The 17,442-nt window shown below is 24.6% G+C and carries 16 protein-coding genes and 1 tRNA gene; 4 read left to right on the plus strand and 13 right to left on the minus strand.

Translation table 4 applies throughout. The annotated features are described in order from the left end of the window. Window positions 1-34: 34 nt before the first annotated feature. From MMOB_RS02600 to MMOB_RS02620, 5 genes are read right to left on the minus strand one after another with little or no spacing between them, the layout of a single operon-like run. A complete protein-coding gene (locus tag MMOB_RS02600) occupies window positions 35-928 on the minus strand; it encodes an RluA family pseudouridine synthase (RefSeq protein WP_041362953.1) in 894 nt (297 codons plus the stop codon). Beyond that, window positions 921-1,499, minus strand: coding sequence for an SMC-Scp complex subunit ScpB (gene scpB, locus MMOB_RS02605; RefSeq protein WP_011264996.1), 579 nt, complete (start codon window positions 1,497-1,499; stop codon window positions 921-923). The genes MMOB_RS02600 and scpB overlap by 8 nt, the downstream gene beginning before the upstream one ends. Further along, window positions 1,489-2,232: a segregation/condensation protein A gene (locus MMOB_RS02610; protein WP_011264997.1), complete on the minus strand. Its 744-nt coding sequence runs from the start codon at window positions 2,230-2,232 to the stop codon at window positions 1,489-1,491. The genes scpB and MMOB_RS02610 overlap by 11 nt, the downstream gene beginning before the upstream one ends. Continuing rightward, window positions 2,225-3,244: a lysophospholipid acyltransferase family protein gene (locus MMOB_RS02615; RefSeq protein ID WP_011264998.1), complete on the minus strand. Its 1,020-nt coding sequence runs from the start codon at window positions 3,242-3,244 to the stop codon at window positions 2,225-2,227. The genes MMOB_RS02610 and MMOB_RS02615 overlap by 8 nt, the downstream gene beginning before the upstream one ends. Next, on the minus strand, window positions 3,228-3,536 hold the full coding sequence (locus MMOB_RS02620; RefSeq protein WP_156768873.1) for a 4'-phosphopantetheinyl transferase superfamily protein: 309 nt from the start codon (window positions 3,534-3,536) through the stop codon (window positions 3,228-3,230). Before MMOB_RS02620 ends, MMOB_RS02615 begins: the two co-directional genes overlap by 17 nt. A gap of 57 nt (window positions 3,537-3,593) precedes the next feature. Here MMOB_RS02620 and recU point away from each other — a divergent pair, with 57 nt between their 5' ends. Then, window positions 3,594-4,088: a Holliday junction resolvase RecU gene (gene recU / locus MMOB_RS02625; protein WP_041362956.1), complete on the plus strand. Its 495-nt coding sequence runs from the start codon at window positions 3,594-3,596 to the stop codon at window positions 4,086-4,088. Here recU and MMOB_RS02630 read toward each other — a convergent pair. The 6 genes from MMOB_RS02630 to MMOB_RS02655 all read right to left on the minus strand — a co-directional run bounded on the left by MMOB_RS02630 (window position 4,085) and on the right by MMOB_RS02655 (window position 9,572). Beyond that, window positions 4,085-4,375 (minus strand): HU family DNA-binding protein, encoded by a 291-nt coding sequence (locus tag MMOB_RS02630; protein WP_240531995.1) that lies wholly within the window; start codon window positions 4,373-4,375, stop codon window positions 4,085-4,087. The genes recU and MMOB_RS02630 overlap by 4 nt on opposite strands. 48 nt (window positions 4,376-4,423) lie before the next feature. Beyond that, complete coding sequence (locus tag MMOB_RS02635; RefSeq protein WP_041363130.1) at window positions 4,424-5,431, minus strand: NAD(P)H-dependent glycerol-3-phosphate dehydrogenase; 1,008 nt, start codon at window positions 5,429-5,431, stop codon at window positions 4,424-4,426. A gap of 13 nt (window positions 5,432-5,444) precedes the next feature. Next, on the minus strand, window positions 5,445-6,743 hold the full coding sequence (gene der, locus MMOB_RS02640; RefSeq protein WP_011265003.1) for a ribosome biogenesis GTPase Der: 1,299 nt from the start codon (window positions 6,741-6,743) through the stop codon (window positions 5,445-5,447). Then, window positions 6,736-7,908, minus strand: a complete 1,173-nt coding sequence (gene cmk / locus MMOB_RS03520) for a (d)CMP kinase (protein WP_011265004.1) — start codon at window positions 7,906-7,908, stop codon at window positions 6,736-6,738. The genes der and cmk overlap by 8 nt, the downstream gene beginning before the upstream one ends. Before the next feature lie 20 nt (window positions 7,909-7,928). Further along, window positions 7,929-9,050: a molecular chaperone DnaJ gene (dnaJ, locus tag MMOB_RS02650; protein ID WP_011265005.1), complete on the minus strand. Its 1,122-nt coding sequence runs from the start codon at window positions 9,048-9,050 to the stop codon at window positions 7,929-7,931. A gap of 81 nt (window positions 9,051-9,131) precedes the next feature. Then, entirely contained in the window at window positions 9,132-9,572 is a 441-nt protein-coding gene (locus MMOB_RS02655) for an MMOB4860 family gliding machinery internal complex protein (RefSeq protein WP_011265006.1), read from the minus strand. Window positions 9,573-9,718: 146 nt separating this feature from the next. On the opposite strand from MMOB_RS02655, the gene MMOB_RS02660 reads away from it, so the two are divergent. From MMOB_RS02660 to MMOB_RS02670, 3 genes are all read left to right on the plus strand, one after another. Next, window positions 9,719-9,794: transfer RNA gene (locus tag MMOB_RS02660), tRNA-Thr, on the plus strand. A gap of 78 nt (window positions 9,795-9,872) precedes the next feature. Continuing rightward, window positions 9,873-12,821, plus strand: a complete 2,949-nt coding sequence (locus tag MMOB_RS02665) for a DNA polymerase III subunit alpha (RefSeq protein ID WP_011265007.1) — start codon at window positions 9,873-9,875, stop codon at window positions 12,819-12,821. Between the two features lie 7 nt (window positions 12,822-12,828). Then, a complete protein-coding gene (locus tag MMOB_RS02670; protein ID WP_192805345.1) occupies window positions 12,829-13,710 on the plus strand; it encodes a 5'-3' exonuclease in 882 nt (293 codons plus the stop codon). Here MMOB_RS02670 and MMOB_RS02675 read toward each other — a convergent pair. Then, on the minus strand, window positions 13,700-15,871 hold the full coding sequence (locus tag MMOB_RS02675) for an ATP-dependent helicase (protein ID WP_011265009.1): 2,172 nt from the start codon (window positions 15,869-15,871) through the stop codon (window positions 13,700-13,702). The genes MMOB_RS02670 and MMOB_RS02675 overlap by 11 nt on opposite strands. A gap of 9 nt (window positions 15,872-15,880) precedes the next feature. Further along, window positions 15,881-17,437 carry an MHO_4530 family protein gene (locus MMOB_RS02680; protein ID WP_011265010.1) on the minus strand — a complete coding sequence of 519 codons (1,557 nt, stop codon included), beginning with the start codon at window positions 17,435-17,437 and terminating at the stop codon, window positions 15,881-15,883. Window positions 17,438-17,442 lie beyond the last annotated feature (5 nt).

Here is a 17,442-nt window from a genome sequence, read left to right on the forward strand (position 1 = left end):
ATACTATAAAACAAAGATAAATAAGTTTCTAAACCTATTCTGCTTCTCAAGGAATTTTAGCTTTGAAAACTTTTTCATTTAAATATTCTAATGGTTCATTTAAATTGTGAAAAGTTAATTTATATGAATGAAGAAATAAGCGTTTGTCTTTTGTTAAATTAGCATATTTTCTTTCTCCAAGAATAGGACATTTTAAAAAATCAGCTAAAACTAATCTAATTTGATGTTTTCTACCTGTTAAAATTTGAGCATAATATCTTTGAGAATTACCATCATAAAAAATCCTTGTAATTGATTTTTTCCCTTCATTTGAAATTTGCATTTTTTTATTAATTTCATCTTCTGAAATATTTACCGTTACTAAAACATCCTTTTCAGATAAATTGCAAAAAGGTATGAATGTATAAATTTTTTCAAAATCACTTTGTTTATCTAATAATTCAATTAGAGTTTTATAATTTTTTGCATAAACAACTAAACCAGATGTTTCTTTATCTAATCTTCCAATATGGGTCGGTACAAATGAATCTATTTTGACATAATTCAAATAATTTAAAACTTGTTCATCTAATGAATTTTTTGAACTATGCATAATTAAATTATTTGGTTTATTTATAATCAAAATATCTAAATTTTCAAAAATTATCTCCAATTTTTTATCAAAAGTTTTTGTTGTTTGTTTTTTTTGTTTAGATCTTGTAAAATTTTCAATACTGTCTTCATCAAAAATACCAAAAACTTCAATTTCATCATTAAATTGAAGAACATAAGTTTTTGAAGAAATTCTTTTGCCATTAATTTTAATATCTTTATTTCTAAAAAGTTTTTCAAGTTTAGATTTTGGAATTGTATTTAACATTCTCAAAAGATATTTATAAATAGTTCTTTTTGTATCATTTTCTTGAACAATAAAATTTTTTTTATTCATCTTGATCTTCACGTTGTGAAGAATATAAATCAAAATCTTCAATTGATTCATATTCTCCTGTGTCATCAAATTCTTTTAAATTCGGAAGTTCATGTAAAGATTTAATTTTGAAATAGTCATAGAACTTTGCTGTAACACCATATAAGATGGGATTTCCTGGAGTTTGAGCAATTCCTACTTCTTCGATAATTCCTTTGATTAAAAGTGTGTTAACAACAATTTCTGAAGCTACTCCTCTAATTTTGTTAATTTGTGATTTTGAAATAGGTTGTTTGTAAGCGACTATTCCTGCTACTTCAATTGCTGCATTTGAAAGTCTTTGTTTTTTAATAATAGTTACTAATTCACTAACATAATCTTTAACATCTTTGATAGTTGCAAATTTGTATACATCATTGAATTCCTCAACTTTAATTCCATGTTGTTCATTATTCCATTTTTCTTTAAAAACTTTTAGCAAAGCTCTTGCAGAAGAAATGCTTTCAGATTTAAGGACTTTTTGTAATTGCTCACTACTTAAACCTTCTTCACCTTGAATATAAATTAAGGCTTCAATTATTTTATTGTTCATTTTCTACTCCTTTAATTTTGATAATTCTAATTTCACCAAATTCTTTATCTTGAATTAATTTAATTTCTTGTTTTCTTGCTAAGTCTAATAAAACTAAAAATGTAATAACAAAATGCGTAATAGTTGGTACATTAAAAATTTTTGCAAAGTCTACTTCTTCACCAAATTCATCAAAAAGATCTCTTATTTCTTTAATTCTTTGCTCTGGATTTACATGCACTGCTTCAATTTTTGTTTGCCTTAGATTCTCTGCATGAACTCTTTCAAACATTTTTCTAAGTGTATTCATAAGAGATAAAGAATTTGATCTACCGTCTAAAAGTGTTTCATCAGTTTCTCTATAATATTCATCATAATTAGAAGGATCTTTAATGAAAATTTCACTCCTAATTGATTCTTGTTGTCTTAGTTTTTTAGCAACTTCTTTAAACTGTTGATATTCAATAAGTTGCTTTAACAACATTTCCTTATCTTCTTTAATTTCTTCATCTTCTTCTTCAGGATTTAACAGCAACATTTTTGCTTTGATATGAATTAATGTAGCTGCCATAACTAAATATTCACTTGCGACATCAACATTAGAATCTTCTAAATGATTAATTATTTCCAAATATTGTGTAGCAAGATCTGCTAAATCGATTGTAAATAAATCAGCTTTTTTATCCTTAACTAAACTTAAAAGTAAGTCAAGTGGACCATCAAAATTTTCTAAATTAAATTCAAATTTATTCATTCTTACCTTTTTCTCTATCTAATGCTTTTTCTTTTGCTTTTTTATCTTTTTCAATCATTTTTACCTTAAAGGCATCATCTTTTGTTTTTTCTTTTATAGCTTGGGCTTTTTCTTTTTCTGTTAATTTTTTAATAAGTTTTTCTTCTTTAATTAATTGTGCTTCTTTTTTTGTTTTTTCTTTTTCGTTAATTTTTGCTAATTTTTCTTTGTACTTTAAAACTGAAGATTGTTCTTTTTCTCAATACTTTTTGATTTCTTCTGTGATTTCAGGTTTTTTAAATTTTGATTCAATTATTTTATACACTCGGTTGGAAATTGCTTCAGTATCTAAATTTGCAATTTCATTTGCCTTAATAGGTTTATGGAAATGAACTTCAATTACTTGTGTTTCTGTTTTGTTTCAATTAAAACCATTTAGTGAATTATTAATTGTAACAGGCAAAATATTAAAAAATCCTTTTTTTGCAATTTTAAAAGAGGCTGATTTAAAAGTTCCGATTGTATCATCTTTAGATCTTGTTCCGGATGGAAAAACCACTGGATAAGTTCTATGTTTTTTTGAATATTCAATTAAATCATTAATTGCATTTGCTGATTGCCTTGGACTATCTCTATCAATATAAAAAGAATCAATTCAATCTAAAATACTTCTTGAGAATTTATCTGCTTTTAATTCTGCTTTTACTAAAAAAGTAGGAATTCTATTATTGATATTCTTATCTTGATTCGTTTTTTTCAAAGCTACAATCATTGCAAATCCATCAATATTATCAGCATGATTAGAAACAATTAAAGTGTTCCCTTTATCCACAATATTTTCATAACCAAAAACTTGAACTTTAATATTGAAATCTCTTAAAAGAGCTTCAGCTTTTTTAAGCAAATAATCATTTCTATATTGTAAAGAAATTTTAGTTTTATCTTTTACATGCTTTTTACTATTTCTAATTATTCAAAATCTTTTTCAAACTCAAATTGAGCTTTTTAGAAACAATTTAGTTTTGACTTTCATTTTTCTCCTTTTTAATTACAAATGCTATTATTAAATCGCCTTCATGTGAAACTGAAATATAAAAATTTTGGAATCAATAATAATTATCTTTTTTTACATTTATTTTACTAAATTCAAAAAAATTATTATCAGCCTTATAAATAGCTTCTTTTATTGCTCATCTTGTTGCTAAAAAACTATGATCTTTATTTATTTCCCATTTTTCAAATTCTTCATGTGACAGAATTCTTTTGGCAAATTTTTCACTTTTGTTTTTAAATCTACTGATCTTTGTTAAATCCACACCAATCATTTTTAAATTATACAATAAATATTTTACATAAATTAAGTAAAGGTGTTATTTAATAATATGAACAACATTGAAACTATCACATACAAAAATAGAGGAATGCTTTTAGAAAGTATAATCAATAAGAGTATTAATTTTTTTTACAATAATAATATTGCCTTAATTCACAAAAAGGAAATTCCTTTGAAGATTCTTAAAGTCAATAAAGCAAATGATGTTAAAGCAATTTTAAATTCAAAAAGTACTGTAGATTATTATGGTTTAGTAAAAGGAAGATTTATTTGTTTTGAAGCAAAAAGCACAAATGAAAATTTTATTTATTTTCAAAATATTAAAAATCATCAACATCAATATTTAATTGAAGCAGAAAGATTTGGGGGATTTTCCTTCTATATTTTTTATTTTAAAAATCATCAAAAATTTTATTTTTTAAGAGCAAATAAATTAGATTTTCTTAAATCTAATAAAATTTCACTTGAAGAGGTGAATAAAAAAGGGATAGAACTTTCGTTAAACTATCCCGGTGTATTAAATTTTTTGGATTTTATTGATTAAAAATTAACTTGATCTTTTAGTGATTTTGACACTTTAAATTTTACAGATTTTGTTGCTTTGATTTGAATTATTTCACTTGTTTTAGGATTAATTCCTGATCTGGCTGCTCTTTCTGATATTTCAAAGATACCAAAACTTGATAAGTTAATTTTTTTATCAGCTACAAGTTCTGAACTTATTTCTTCTAAAAATGCATTTACAATTTCTTCAACCTCTTTTTTGCTTTTATTTTGATTTTCAGCAATTGTTGCAATAAGATCTTTTTTTGTGATTATTTGTTTTTCCATAGTGTTTGTTCCTTTAGTTTTAAATGATTTTACCATATTAAAACTAAATTACTCAAATTCTGATTTTAATGTTCTATTTCAAATTTTTTCTTTGAATTCTTCTAGTGAAATATTTTCAAAAATTAATTCATATAAACTTGAAATAATAGGTAAATCTAATCCATATTTTTTATTTGATCTATAAATATTTTCTAATGCTTTTAAACCTTCAACAGTTTTTACTGTTTCTAAAGCTTTAGATTTATTTATAACAAATTCCTTACCAAAAGAGAAGTTTCTACTTAAAGGGCTTGTTGCAGTAAGAATCAAATCACCAACACCTGTTAGCCCTAAAAGTGTTGATAGTTTTCCACCTACTTTGTCATTATACAGTTTCATTTCTTTTAACCCTCTTGATAAAATAGAAGCAAGAGTGTTGATTCCGTAACCTTGTTGATTTGCAATTCCAGAAAAAATTGCTAAAACATTTTTAAATGAAGCTCCTACTTCAGCTCCGATTACATCAGATTGAACATATAGTTTGAAATATTTATTTGAAAAAAGTTTTTGAACTTCTTGAGCATTTTTGATGTTTGAATCAACAGCACAAATTGTTGTTAATTGTTCTTTTATAATTTCTTCTGCAAAACTAGGACCAGTAACAGTAACAACACCTCTTACAAATTCATTGGACTTTGAATCTTTAGATAAACCTTCATGAATAGATAAAAATGAATTAGGATAAAATCCTTTTGAAACAGATATTACAAGTACTTTTGAATTTAAGAGTTTTAAAATTTCCAAAAAAGTAGCTTGAATAAAAATCGAAGGAATTGCTAAAACAATATAATCTGTTTTATCCAAAGCTATTTTTAAATCTTTAGTTGTATTAAAAGAAGGTAATTTTATATCTGTAGAAAAATATTTTGCATTTTTCCCGATTTTTAAATCTTCTAATTCCTTTTCATCTATCCCATAGATGAAAATATTTGTATTACCTGAATCATATAAGACTTTTGCCATTGCGGTTGCCATTGCTCCAGATCCTATAATTGATATTTTATTTGTTTTATTCACAGTTTTATTCTCCTTAATCAAATTTATCTCTAAATAAAGTTACTATTGGTACTCCTTCAAATGAAAAATGTTGTCTAAGCTGATTTTGAATAAATCTTAAATAGCTAAAATGAAGAAATCTTTTATTATTTACAAAAAAAAGAAAAGTAGGTGTGTTCCCTTTTATTTGTCTTATATATTTAATTTGAAGTTTCCCTCCTTTATGTGTTGGAGCTGGCTGAATTGCTTGAGTTTGTAAAAGAATATCATTAAGCACATTATTATTTAATACTCTTTCGGAATTAGCTTTTACTAATAAAACTTTATCTAAAAGTGTATTAATTCTTAAACCTTCTAAAGCTGAAATAAAAACAATTGGTGCTCAAAACAAAAAGTGAAATTGAGCTCGAATTTTTTTAGTAAATTCTTCCATTGTTTTTTCATTTTTTTCAATTAAATCTCATTTATTTACAACAATAATTATTGGCTTATTTTGCTCAAAAGAAGTTCCTGCTATTGTTGCATCAAAATGTGTTGACCCTAAAGAGGCATCTAATATTAATAAAACAAGATTTGATTCTTCAATTGTTTTGAAGGCTCTATTCAAAATATAAAAATCAATATCATCTGCCATTCTTGATTTTTTTATAATTCCAGCTGTATCAATAATTTTCAATTTTTCATCTTTATAATAAAATGATTCACTAATTGGATCATGTGTTGTTCCTGGAATTGGAGATACAATACTTCTTTCTTCATCAAGAATTGTATTTAAAAGAGAGCTTTTTCCTGCATTTGGTTTCCCAATAATTGCAATTTTAAAATCTTTATCTTCAATATTTTCATCTTTAGGAAAGGTTTTTGTACATGCTTCTAGTAAGTCTCCAATACCTTCTCCATGTAAGGCACTAATTTTAAAGATTTTATCAAAGCCAAGTTTATATAAGGAATGATCAAATTCATGATTGTCTTCTAATTTATTTGCAACAAAAAATATTTGCTTATTTGATTTTCTTAAAATATCAACAATTAAATAATCATCTTTACTTAATTCAGATCTTCCTTCTACAACAAAAATAATTACATCAGCTTCTTCAATTGCAATCATTGCTTGAATTTTAATTTGTTTTTGAAAAGGCACATCTTCTATTTGGATCCCACCTGTATCAACAACTTCAAAAGTTTTTCCATCTCAAGTAGCTTTTTCATATAATCTATCTCTTGTTACACCTGGTATATCTGCAACAACAGCTTGTCTTTTTCCAATTATTCTATTAAAAATTGTGCTTTTTCCCACATTTGGTTTTCCAACAATGGCAATTAATTTACTCATTTTTCAATTCCTCTTCTTTGACTTTTGCCAAATCATAAATTTTTTGGACAACTTCTTCTATTGTCATACTAGAGGTATCAATTTCTATTGAATCTTCTGTTTTTTGTAATGGATCAATTTCTCTAGTTGAATCAACATAATCTCGATCTTCCATTTCGGATAAAATTTTTGTATAAGTTATTGTGGAATTAGTGTTTTTTAATTCATCAAATCTTCTTTTAGCTCTTACTTCTTTACTTGCTGTAAGAAAAATTTTCAACTCAGCATTAGGTAAAACTTTAAAAGTAATATCTCTACCTTCCATAATAATACCTTTTTTTGCAGCTAATTTTTGTTGATATTCAACAAGAAGAGATCTAATTTTCTGTAACTTTGCAATTTTAGAAGCAATTTTAGCTATTTCATTGTCATTTAAAAATGATGCAACATTTTTTTTATTTAAAAGAATTTCATCTTCACTAAAATATTCTATCATATCATCAGACCAAAGATTAGCCACTTGATCTTCAACATTTGGATTATTTTCAAAATTAATTCCATTTTCCATGACATTTAAAGCATAAGCACGATACATTTTTCCTGTGCCAATGAAAGTATAATTTAATTTTTTTGATAAAAGTTTTGAAATAGAAGATTTTCCAACTCCAGAAGGACCATCAATTGCAATATTAATTTTTGTTGGCGATTTTGAAGATAGATTTGCATCTTCAACAAGTTCAATTTTTTGAACAGACACTTTTACAATGTCATTTTTATTTATATTTTTTGAATTTTCTTGCTCTTCTCATTTCGAAATAAAATCATCAATATATTTATTAGAAGATAATTTTTTGATGAAAGATTCGGTCTTATCTTCATAATTAGTTTCAATATTTTTTTTAATTTCTTGAATATGAAAATCGATTTTTTTAGAATCATATAAATTTACAGTTTTTATTTTTTCCTCTTTTAAAGGACTAAAAAAAGAATTGGATTTTAAATATGTTGAAAGTGATTCTGATATTTTAGGACTTTTTGTTAGAATTCCTAAAAGTTTTAAATTATTAGAATTGTCATATTGATTTAAAACTAAATTAATAATGTTTGTGAATTCTTGATTATTTTCATTTTTATTTTCAAAATAAGTAGGTATTTTTTTTACTATACCTTTTTTTGTATTTGCCATATTTTATTATTATAAATAAATTATTCAAATTCTTTTATTCATTTTTCATAAAATTTGTCAGCATTTTTTTCTAAAATTGTGCTAATTTCTTTTTTTTCAAAAGAAGTTAGTTTAGGAATGAATATTTCAAAGATGACAATCATCTTCCCACTTTCGTACTTTGTAATAATTCCTTTATTTTTTATTATTAATTCATCACCTGTTTTTATATTAGGGTCAATTTTTATAATTTCAAATCCATATGGTGTTGGAACTTCAACTTTTTCTGATCCTATAACACTTTTAATTGAAACTGGAAGCCTTAAAATAATATCATTATTTTTTCTAACAAAATGTTTATGTGGAGAAACTTTAATAGAAAGAATTAAATTTCCATTTGAACCACCATTTAGTCCTGCATTACCATAATTTTCAACTCTTAAAGTTTGTCCATTTTGAATTCCAGCAGGAATTTTTATTGTAATGTTTTTTGTAGTTTTTGTGTGTGTTTTACCTTTACAAATTAAACACTTCTCAACAATTTCTTTTCCTATTCCATTACATTTTGAACAAATAACATTTTGTTGCATTTGCCCCAAAAAAGTTTTGGTAATTTTTATTTGTTCACCCATTCCACTACATTGAGTACAGGTTATTATATCGCTTTGAGACTTTGCTCCTGATCCATTACATGTATTACATGTTTCAAATTTTTCTAATGGTTCAACAATTTCTTTTCCTAAAACAGAATCAATAAAAGAAATTTTTATTACAGCATGACGATCTTCTCCTCTTTGGGCCCTATTAGGATTAGCCCTTTGCGAGTTTCCAAATCCTCCAAAAAAATCAGTAAAAATGCTTCCAAAACCACTAAAGTCAGAAAATCCAGAAAATCCTTCAGCATTTGTAAATGGATTTTGACCACCAAATCCTCCAGCATTAGGATCAAATGCAGCATGACCAAATTGATTATACTGCTCTCTTTTGACATCATCATTTAAAATTTCATATGCTTCTGTAATTTCTTTAAATTTTTCTTCAGCATTTGTTTCTTTATTAACATCTGGGTGATATGTTTTTGCTAAAGTTCTATAAGCTTTTTTAATTTCATCTTTTGAGGCACTCTTAGTAAGACCTAAAATTTCATAATAATCTTTTTTCATATTTAAAATTTTAGCACAAATATATTATGAGTGCTAAAAAACAATAAAAAAACCCATTTAAGGGTTTTTTATTGAATTGACTTATTTTAGTAAGTTATCTAATTCATTGTAAATTCATTTTTTACGTCTTTCATAATACTCTTCAGCATTAATTAAACGATCATTAAACATTTTTTCTAAAGCATCTAATTTTTCTTCAAGTTTTGTTTTTTCTCTTACAGGAACATTATAAAATTGTTGTGTTTGTGATAAATTTTGAGCTGGAACATAATTATGTCTGCTAAAAAATGCTTGAGTTGATGTCTGATTTTGATCTTGGTAAGACACTGGGTAAGCAACTGGTAATTGTTGTCTAAAATTAATTTGTTGTGGCTGTGGTCTTACAGGTTGTGGGGCTTGTGGGTAAAAAGCTTGTGTGTTTTGTTGTGGATAACCAAATTGATGTGTTTGAGTATTTTGTAGCCCATTAACATTTCCATTATAAAATGAATTTTGATTGTATGGATCATATTTTTTGTTCATTTTTTCCTTTCGGTTGTCAACACTATCAATGTGTCTAGACCAATTTATTTTTTTATGTACATAATAAATATACCATTTTTTTTGATTTTTTATTAAGTTTTGTAATTTTCAATTTTTTTAAAATCAATATAATAAAATTATCATATGCCATCTTAGCTCAGTCGGTAGAGCGCATCCATGGTAAGGATGAGGTCGCAGGTTCGATTCCTGTAGGTGGCACCATATGTTGAATCGCCTTAAATATAAACTATAAAAATGCTTGTGATATTTTTTAATTTGAAAATAATTTATAATAATTAAATGGAAAAGCTTATTAACTTACATACAAATAGTGAGTATTCAATTTTAGAATCTGCTATTTCACTAGAGCATCTTATATCTTATGCAAAACACAATCAACTTAAATATCTTTCTTTAACAGATCATAATACAATGTTTGGTGTTCCTGAGTTTTATGAATTATGTAAGAAAAATAGCATCAAGCCAATTATTGGTCTAGATTTAGATGTTGAAAATTATAGATTAGTTTTGATTGCAAAAAATTATCAAGGATATTTAGAACTTATAAAATTGAGTTCTAAGAAAATGTTGAATGAAAATGTTGAATTAAATCATATTGATTCTACTAATTTATTTATTATTGATCATCCAACAAAAGGATCTTTTTCAAAATTTGGACAATCAATAGAAATAAAAAACTATTACATTAATAGTCTAGATCCAAAACATAAAAATGCTATTTTTACTAAAGAAATAAGAATTCTTGAAAAAGAAGATAATGAAATTTTAAAAACTTTTAATCAAATTGCAAATAATGAAGAAGAAGAATTTACTTTACCTGAATATGAAATAAATGAAAAATTACCACAAAATGTTTTAAACAATATTTTTTATATTATTGAAAATTCAAATGTGGAATTTCCAAAAGAATATCAAAATTATTTACCTCAATATGATCTAAAAATTGATTCTAGTATTGTATTAAAAGAAATTGTTTATAAGAATTTTTTAGAAAAAATTAAAAAATTTGAAAAATACCAAAATGTAAAAGAAAGAATTAATTATGAATTAAATGTAATTAATTCTTTGAAATTTGCAGATTATTTTTTAATTATTTATGATATTGTAAAATTTGCTAAGGAAAATAAAATTTCAGTAGGACCGGGAAGGGGTTCGGCTGCAGGTTCAATTGTTTCTTATTTATTAAATATCACATCAATCAATCCACTAAAATATGATTTACTTTTCGAAAGATTTTTAAATCCTGAAAGAATTACAATGCCTGATATTGATATTGATTTTCAAGATGATAGAAGAGATGAAATTGTTGAATATGTTACTAAAAAATATGGTCACCAAAAAGTTGCTTTAATTACAACATTTCAAAGATTCGGGGCTAAAATGGCTTTAAGAGATGTTGGAAGAAATTTAAATTTTACTCAAGTAGATATGAATAATATTTCTAAATTAGTTAAATTGAATCAAAATTTAGATGAAGCTTATAGAACAACTAAATTTAAAGCTCAAATGCTAGCTTCTCCTAAACATGAATTGTTATATAAAAATGCAAGGAAAATAGAAAATTTCCCAAGACAAGTTGGAACTCATGCTGCTGGTATTATTATTTCTAATAAAAATTTAATTGAAATAATTCCAATTATGCAAAGTAGTGTTTCAAATATCCAAACTCAATATTCAATGAATTATTTAGAAAATTTTAGTTTATTAAAAATTGATCTTTTAGGTTTAAAAGCTTTAAGCACAATTAAATTAATAGAACAAAAAATAAGAGAAGCATATAAAATAAAATACAATTTTTCAAATGAAGATGAATATACTGAACAATTAAAAAAAGATTTAGATCCAAAAAAAGCTTTTCAATTACTATCAGATGGAAATACTGCTGGAGTTTTTCAATTAGAATCTCCGGGTATGATCCAAACAATTAAAAAAGTCAAAATTAGTAAATTCAGTGATATTGTTGACGTAATTTCTTTATATAGACCCGGACCTATGCAATATATTCAAGAATACATAGATAATAAAAATGATGCTTCAAAAATCAAACATGTTGAAAAACTTTATGATGAAATAGTTTCTAAAACACATGGAATTATTATTTATCAAGAACAAATTTTAGAAATTGTACAAAAATATGCGGGACTGTCATATGCAAAAGCAGACATTTTAAGAAGAGCAATTAGCAAGAAAAATTCCGAAGAGATTGAAAAATTTAAGGATCTTTTTATTAGTTCTTCGATCCAACATGGTCAAAGCGAAAAAGTAGCTAATGAGATTTTTAGTAAAATTGAAAATTTTGCTCAATATGGTTTTAATAAAAGCCATGCTGTTTCTTATGCTACAACAACATTTTATTTTGCACAATTGAAGGCTAATTTTCCACTTGAGTTTTATACTGTTTTAATTTCCTCATCAGATTCTTTAGAAACAATTAATAAATATGTTATTGAAGCAAAAAATAATTTATATACTGTTGAAAGTCCAGACATTAATGTTTCCGATTTTAAAGCTTTTAGTGATTTTGAAAAAATATTTTTACCTTTGATTATGATTAAAGGTCTAGGAAAAGTTGCAATACAAAAAATTCTAGATGAGAGAAATCAAAATGGAAAATATAGTTCTTTTTTTACTCTTGTAGCAAGATTAAATTTTGTTGGAATAACTAAAGGTATTTTGGAAAAACTAATACTATCAAATGCGCTAAGAAATTTTGGATCAATGCAAACTCTTTTGGCAAATTTAACCCAAGCTTATGCTTATGCAGAAACAGTTCTTTTTAAAGATGAAAACGGAATTGAAAAAATTAATTTTGGACTTTCAAAAGAACATACAATTGTCGAAGACAAAAGAGATTTGTCTTTTGAAGCGAAAAATGAATCAGAATATTTAGGAATGGTTTTTAATGCTTTTCCAACATTAAAATATGAAACAAAAAATACACTAAATAATTTGATTTTGAATATTGAATATAATGTTGCAATCATTGTGGATAAAATTTTCATTTCAAGAACTAAGAGTAAAAACAAGGAATATATAAAATTAATTTTTAGTGATAGAACAAAAGTTGTTGAGACAGCAATTTTTAATGATATTGAAAAATACCGCGAGTTAAAAGATGGTGATATTTTAATTGCCAACATCATTATGAAAAAATATGATGGATTAATTAGTTATTCATTAAGGCCTAATTGAAGAATAATTAACAACTCTAAAAAAGGAGAACAATAGCATGAGTATGAATAAAATTTTATTAATTGATGGAAATCTTTTAGCCTTTAAATCTTTTTTTGCAACAGCTTATATAGGTTCATCTTTACAAACTTCCACTGGGATTCCTACTAATGCTGTGCACACTTTTATTAATACTATTTTTAAATTGTTAAAAGAACTAAATCCAACTCATATTTTTGTTGCTTTTGATAAACCTGGAAAAACTTTTAGACACGAATTTTTTGAAGAGTATAAAAGCAAAAGACAATCTACTCCAGATAGTTTAAAAGTCCAATTCATTTATATCAAACGTGTTTTAAGTAAAATGAGAATTTGTTGATTTGAAGAAAGTTTAATTGAAGCTGATGATTTAATTGCAACTTGAGTTTCAAAAATTAACACTTCAAAAGATGAAGTAATTGTTTATTCTTCTGATAAAGACTTATTGCAATTAGTTGCAAAAAATGTCTCTGTAATTTCAAAATGAGATAAAAATGAATATGTAATTGATAATGAAAACAATTTTTTTGAAAGGCATTCAATTTTTCCTAATCAAATCCCAGATTTCAAAGCTCTTGCTGGTGATGCAAGTGATAATTACTTAGGAATTAGCGGAATCGGACCTAAAACTGCAATTAATTTATTAAGTGAGTTTCAAATCATTGAAAATTTATATGAAAATTTAGCAAATATAAAAAGTAAAAAAGTAAAAGAAGTTTTGGAATTAGAAAAAGACAAGGCTTTTTTGTATAAAAAAATTGCTAAATTAAAAACAGATGTGAATCTGAATTTTAGTTTAGAAGACATTAAATTGAGCTATAAATTTCAAAAAGAAGCTATGGAAATTTTTGAAGAGTTAGAAATGAAAAACACATCAAGCAAATACTTGAATGTGTTTAATTTATAATCTTTGAAATCGATGCATGATTTTTCAAAAGTGTCTTAGGCTGTTTTTTATTTGTAAAAAGCACTGTAATTTGACCTAAAGATTCTTCAAGAACAATTCCTTCTCCGAAAACTTTATGGACAATTTTGTCCCCTACAAAGATATCATCATTATTTGTTTGATAATCTTTCATTAAATCTACTTGCTTATTCAAAAGTACAGAATTCATATATTGTTCCATTGTTTTTTGATTTTCATTTTCAAGAACAATTCCCATTTCTCCAATAAATCTTGAAGTTTTTTTCTGAGTTTTAAAATTACCAAATAAATATCCATCAGAATCTGTTAAGAATAACATTTTTTTAGCTCTTGTGATTGCTACATAAGCTAATCTTCTTTCTTCTTCAAGATTTGAATCATCGAAGTCATTTTCTAAAGCTTTTTTAGAAGGCAAAATTTCTTCTGATAAACCCACAAGAAAAACATAACTAAACTCCAATCCTTTACAATTATGAATGTTCATTAATGAAACCGTGTTTTTATCATCTTCTTGACTAGCATTTGGAACTAGAGAAATTTCTTCAAAATAATCTTGAAATGTTTTTTTAGGATTATTTCTAAATCAGTTTGAAATGATGATTAATAATTCTTTAACATTATCTACTTTTCCATTTTTAAAAGTATCTTCATTTGCTAAATAATCATAATATTTAATATCTGCAAAAAATTCATCAACAGAAACTTGCACATTATTTTCATTAATAATTTTTTGATACTTATTGATTTTAAAAATAAGATCAAAAAGTTTTTCTCTAATATTAGATGAAACTGGTAGATCTTCTAGATGATTGTTTATTGCTTGGAAAATGCTCAAATTACTTTCATCACAATAGTCTAAAATTTTATTTCTATAAATGTTACCAATACTTCTCTGAGGAATATTTAAAATTCTTTGAAAAGCTAGATCTGAATCACTGACTAATAATTTTATATATGAAAGAGCATTTTTTATTTCGCTTCTTTCATAAAATTTTTCTCCACCATGAACTTGGTGATGAATACTTTCTCTTAAAAGAGCATCTTCAAAATTTTTAGAATAAAAATTTGCTCGATAAATAATACTAATTTCGCTTAATTTTGCTTTTTCGATAGAAATCAATCATTTTATTTTATCAACAACTCATCTTGCTTCTAATTCGGGACTAAGTGCGTGGTGAAATATTACTTCTTGACCTTGTTTTGTATAAGCAACTAAATCTTTTTCTAATCTTTTTTTGTTGAAATGAATTAAAGAATTAGCGTGTTTTAAAATTTTTTCTGTTGAACGGTAATTTAGATTTAAATTGATTGTTTTTGCATTTTCAAAATCCTTATGAAAATCTAAAATTAAATTTACATTTGCTCCTCTTCATGAATAAATAGTTTGATCTGGATCTCCTACAATAGTTAAATTATGATTTTGAGCTAAAGTTTTAATTATTTCATATTGAATTGGTGATGTGTCTTGAAACTCATCAACAAGAATGTACTTAAATCTTCTTGATCATTTAAGTTTAATTTCTGGAAATTTTTCAAATAATTCTTGAGTTTTCAAAAGTAAATCATTAAAATCTAATAAAGCTAATTTTTTTAATATTTCATTATATTCCAAATAAATTTTTAGTTTTATTCTATCATCTTCAGAATTATCTTCGGTTTCTAAAACTTCAATTGGAGTTTTGTTTATTTTGTGAAAAGAAATATAATTTATCATTGAAGTTAAAGTTATATCAATTTTATTAATGTCAAATTTTTCATAAATATTTTTTAAGATATCAAATTGATCAGCGACGTCTAAAATTGTAAAATTTTTAGGATATTTTAGAACATCAATATCTCTTCTTAAAATATAAACACATAAAGCATGAAAAGTGCTTATTAAAGGTTCACTTTCATGATTATCGACAAGAGTTTTAATTCTTTCTTTCATTTCGTTTGCAGCTTTATTTGTAAAAGTAACAGCAAGGATTTGATATGGCTTAACATTCATTTTTTGAATTAAATAAGCAATTTTGTGTACTAAAACTCTTGTTTTTCCACTACCTGCTCCTGCAATAATTCTTAAAGGTGAATCATTAAAAACAACAGCTAGTTTTTGATCTTTGTTTAAAGAATCTAATAGATTTTTTTCTGACTTTTCCATAAAGACTCCTTAATTTCAAGTGTAATAATATTTAAGTGAAATAGATTTTTTCTGTTTTTCATTAATGTTAAAATCAGGGTTTTCATACACTAATACTATTCCTCTTTTTTTAGCGACGTTTGCTAAATCTAGTAATCCAAAAATATTTTCAGAAACTCCTAATTTAGTTGCAATTTTTTCACTTATAAAAAGATATTTTGGATTTATCGTATTTATTAACGAAAAAAGTGCAGGATCGATTTCTTCTACATAAATTCCATATCTTACATCTTCTTTTTCTAACTCTGTGAAAATATTTGAAATTTCATTAAAATTTTTTATGTCTATTTTTTTCAAAATGAAAATGTTTCTATTTAATTTTAGTTTTTCATAATGTTTTACTAGTTGATAATCATTTAGAAAATAAAAAGTATTTTCAAATAAATTATTTTCTAAAAAGAATTTTTCAAAAAAAGCATCCAAAACAATATTTCTATTATTTTCATTTAATAAAATTTCTGTCATTCCTTCTTCATTATTTAATTTTGGAACAATAATCTTTGATATTTCTGAATTTTTACTATTCATTTTTGAAATATTTAAATATTTAAAACTTACTTTTTTATTTTGAACATCTAAATAAAAATCAAGAATATTTTTCTTAAATAAATTAAATTTAGAAAAATTAACATCTCTTAATTTAAAACCAAAAATTTCTTTTGATCTAATTGATTCTGTAATGGAAAATTGTAATCTTCTTAAAACTTTGTTTATATCTTCTTCAGTTTTAATTGATTTAGCTTCAACATATCCAAGGCCATGGAAAAAATAGTCAAGAAAAAAAACTCTTTTACCTTTTTTTTCATATAAATCTAAAAAAGCTCTTTCTTTTCTTTCTAATCTTTTTAATTTTGAAGATTCAAAAACAATCACAACAACTGATCTAGATTGAAACAAATAAAATTTTTGAAAATGCAACATTTTTACTAAAGATCTAATTAAGGATTTTGAAAAATCAAGATGATTTTTTTCAACATTAAAACCAAAAAAAACAGCATATTTAAGATCTTTTTTTAATAATTCTTCTTTTGATGTAAAAACAATTGATTTATTATGTTCTTTTTCGATTATTTTATAAGATAAAATGCAATGAATAGTACTTTCATCTTCATAAATTAATTTAAAATCTCCAAAAATATTTTGATTTTTATTAGTTGGAACAAAAATATTTTCAAGATTAACTTTTAAGTCGCTAATATTATTATTTATATTTAAATTGTTTAATTTTGTAATAAAAATTTCATCTTTATTTAATTTAAAAAAGTTTTCAAATTCTCTAATTGGAATTCAAAATCCACTTAAGATATTTCTTGGTAAAGGTAAGACAATGTCATGTCTTATTAAAGGAATTAAATCTACAAGTCTAATTCTTCTTTTTTCTCTATCAAAAACAAAAGATAAAACATTTCTACTGTGGTTTTCTAAATTTTTCTTTTTTTCAAAAAGTACAATAAAAGCAATAAGTAAACTTATTACAATTAAAATTGATATGCTTGCAAAAATAGAAATAAAAACAATACTTAGCATGTGGT

This window comes from Mycoplasma mobile 163K, assembly GCF_000008365.1.
Classification (GTDB): Bacteria; Bacillota_I; Bacilli_A; order Mycoplasmatales; family Metamycoplasmataceae; genus Mycoplasma_J; species Mycoplasma_J mobile.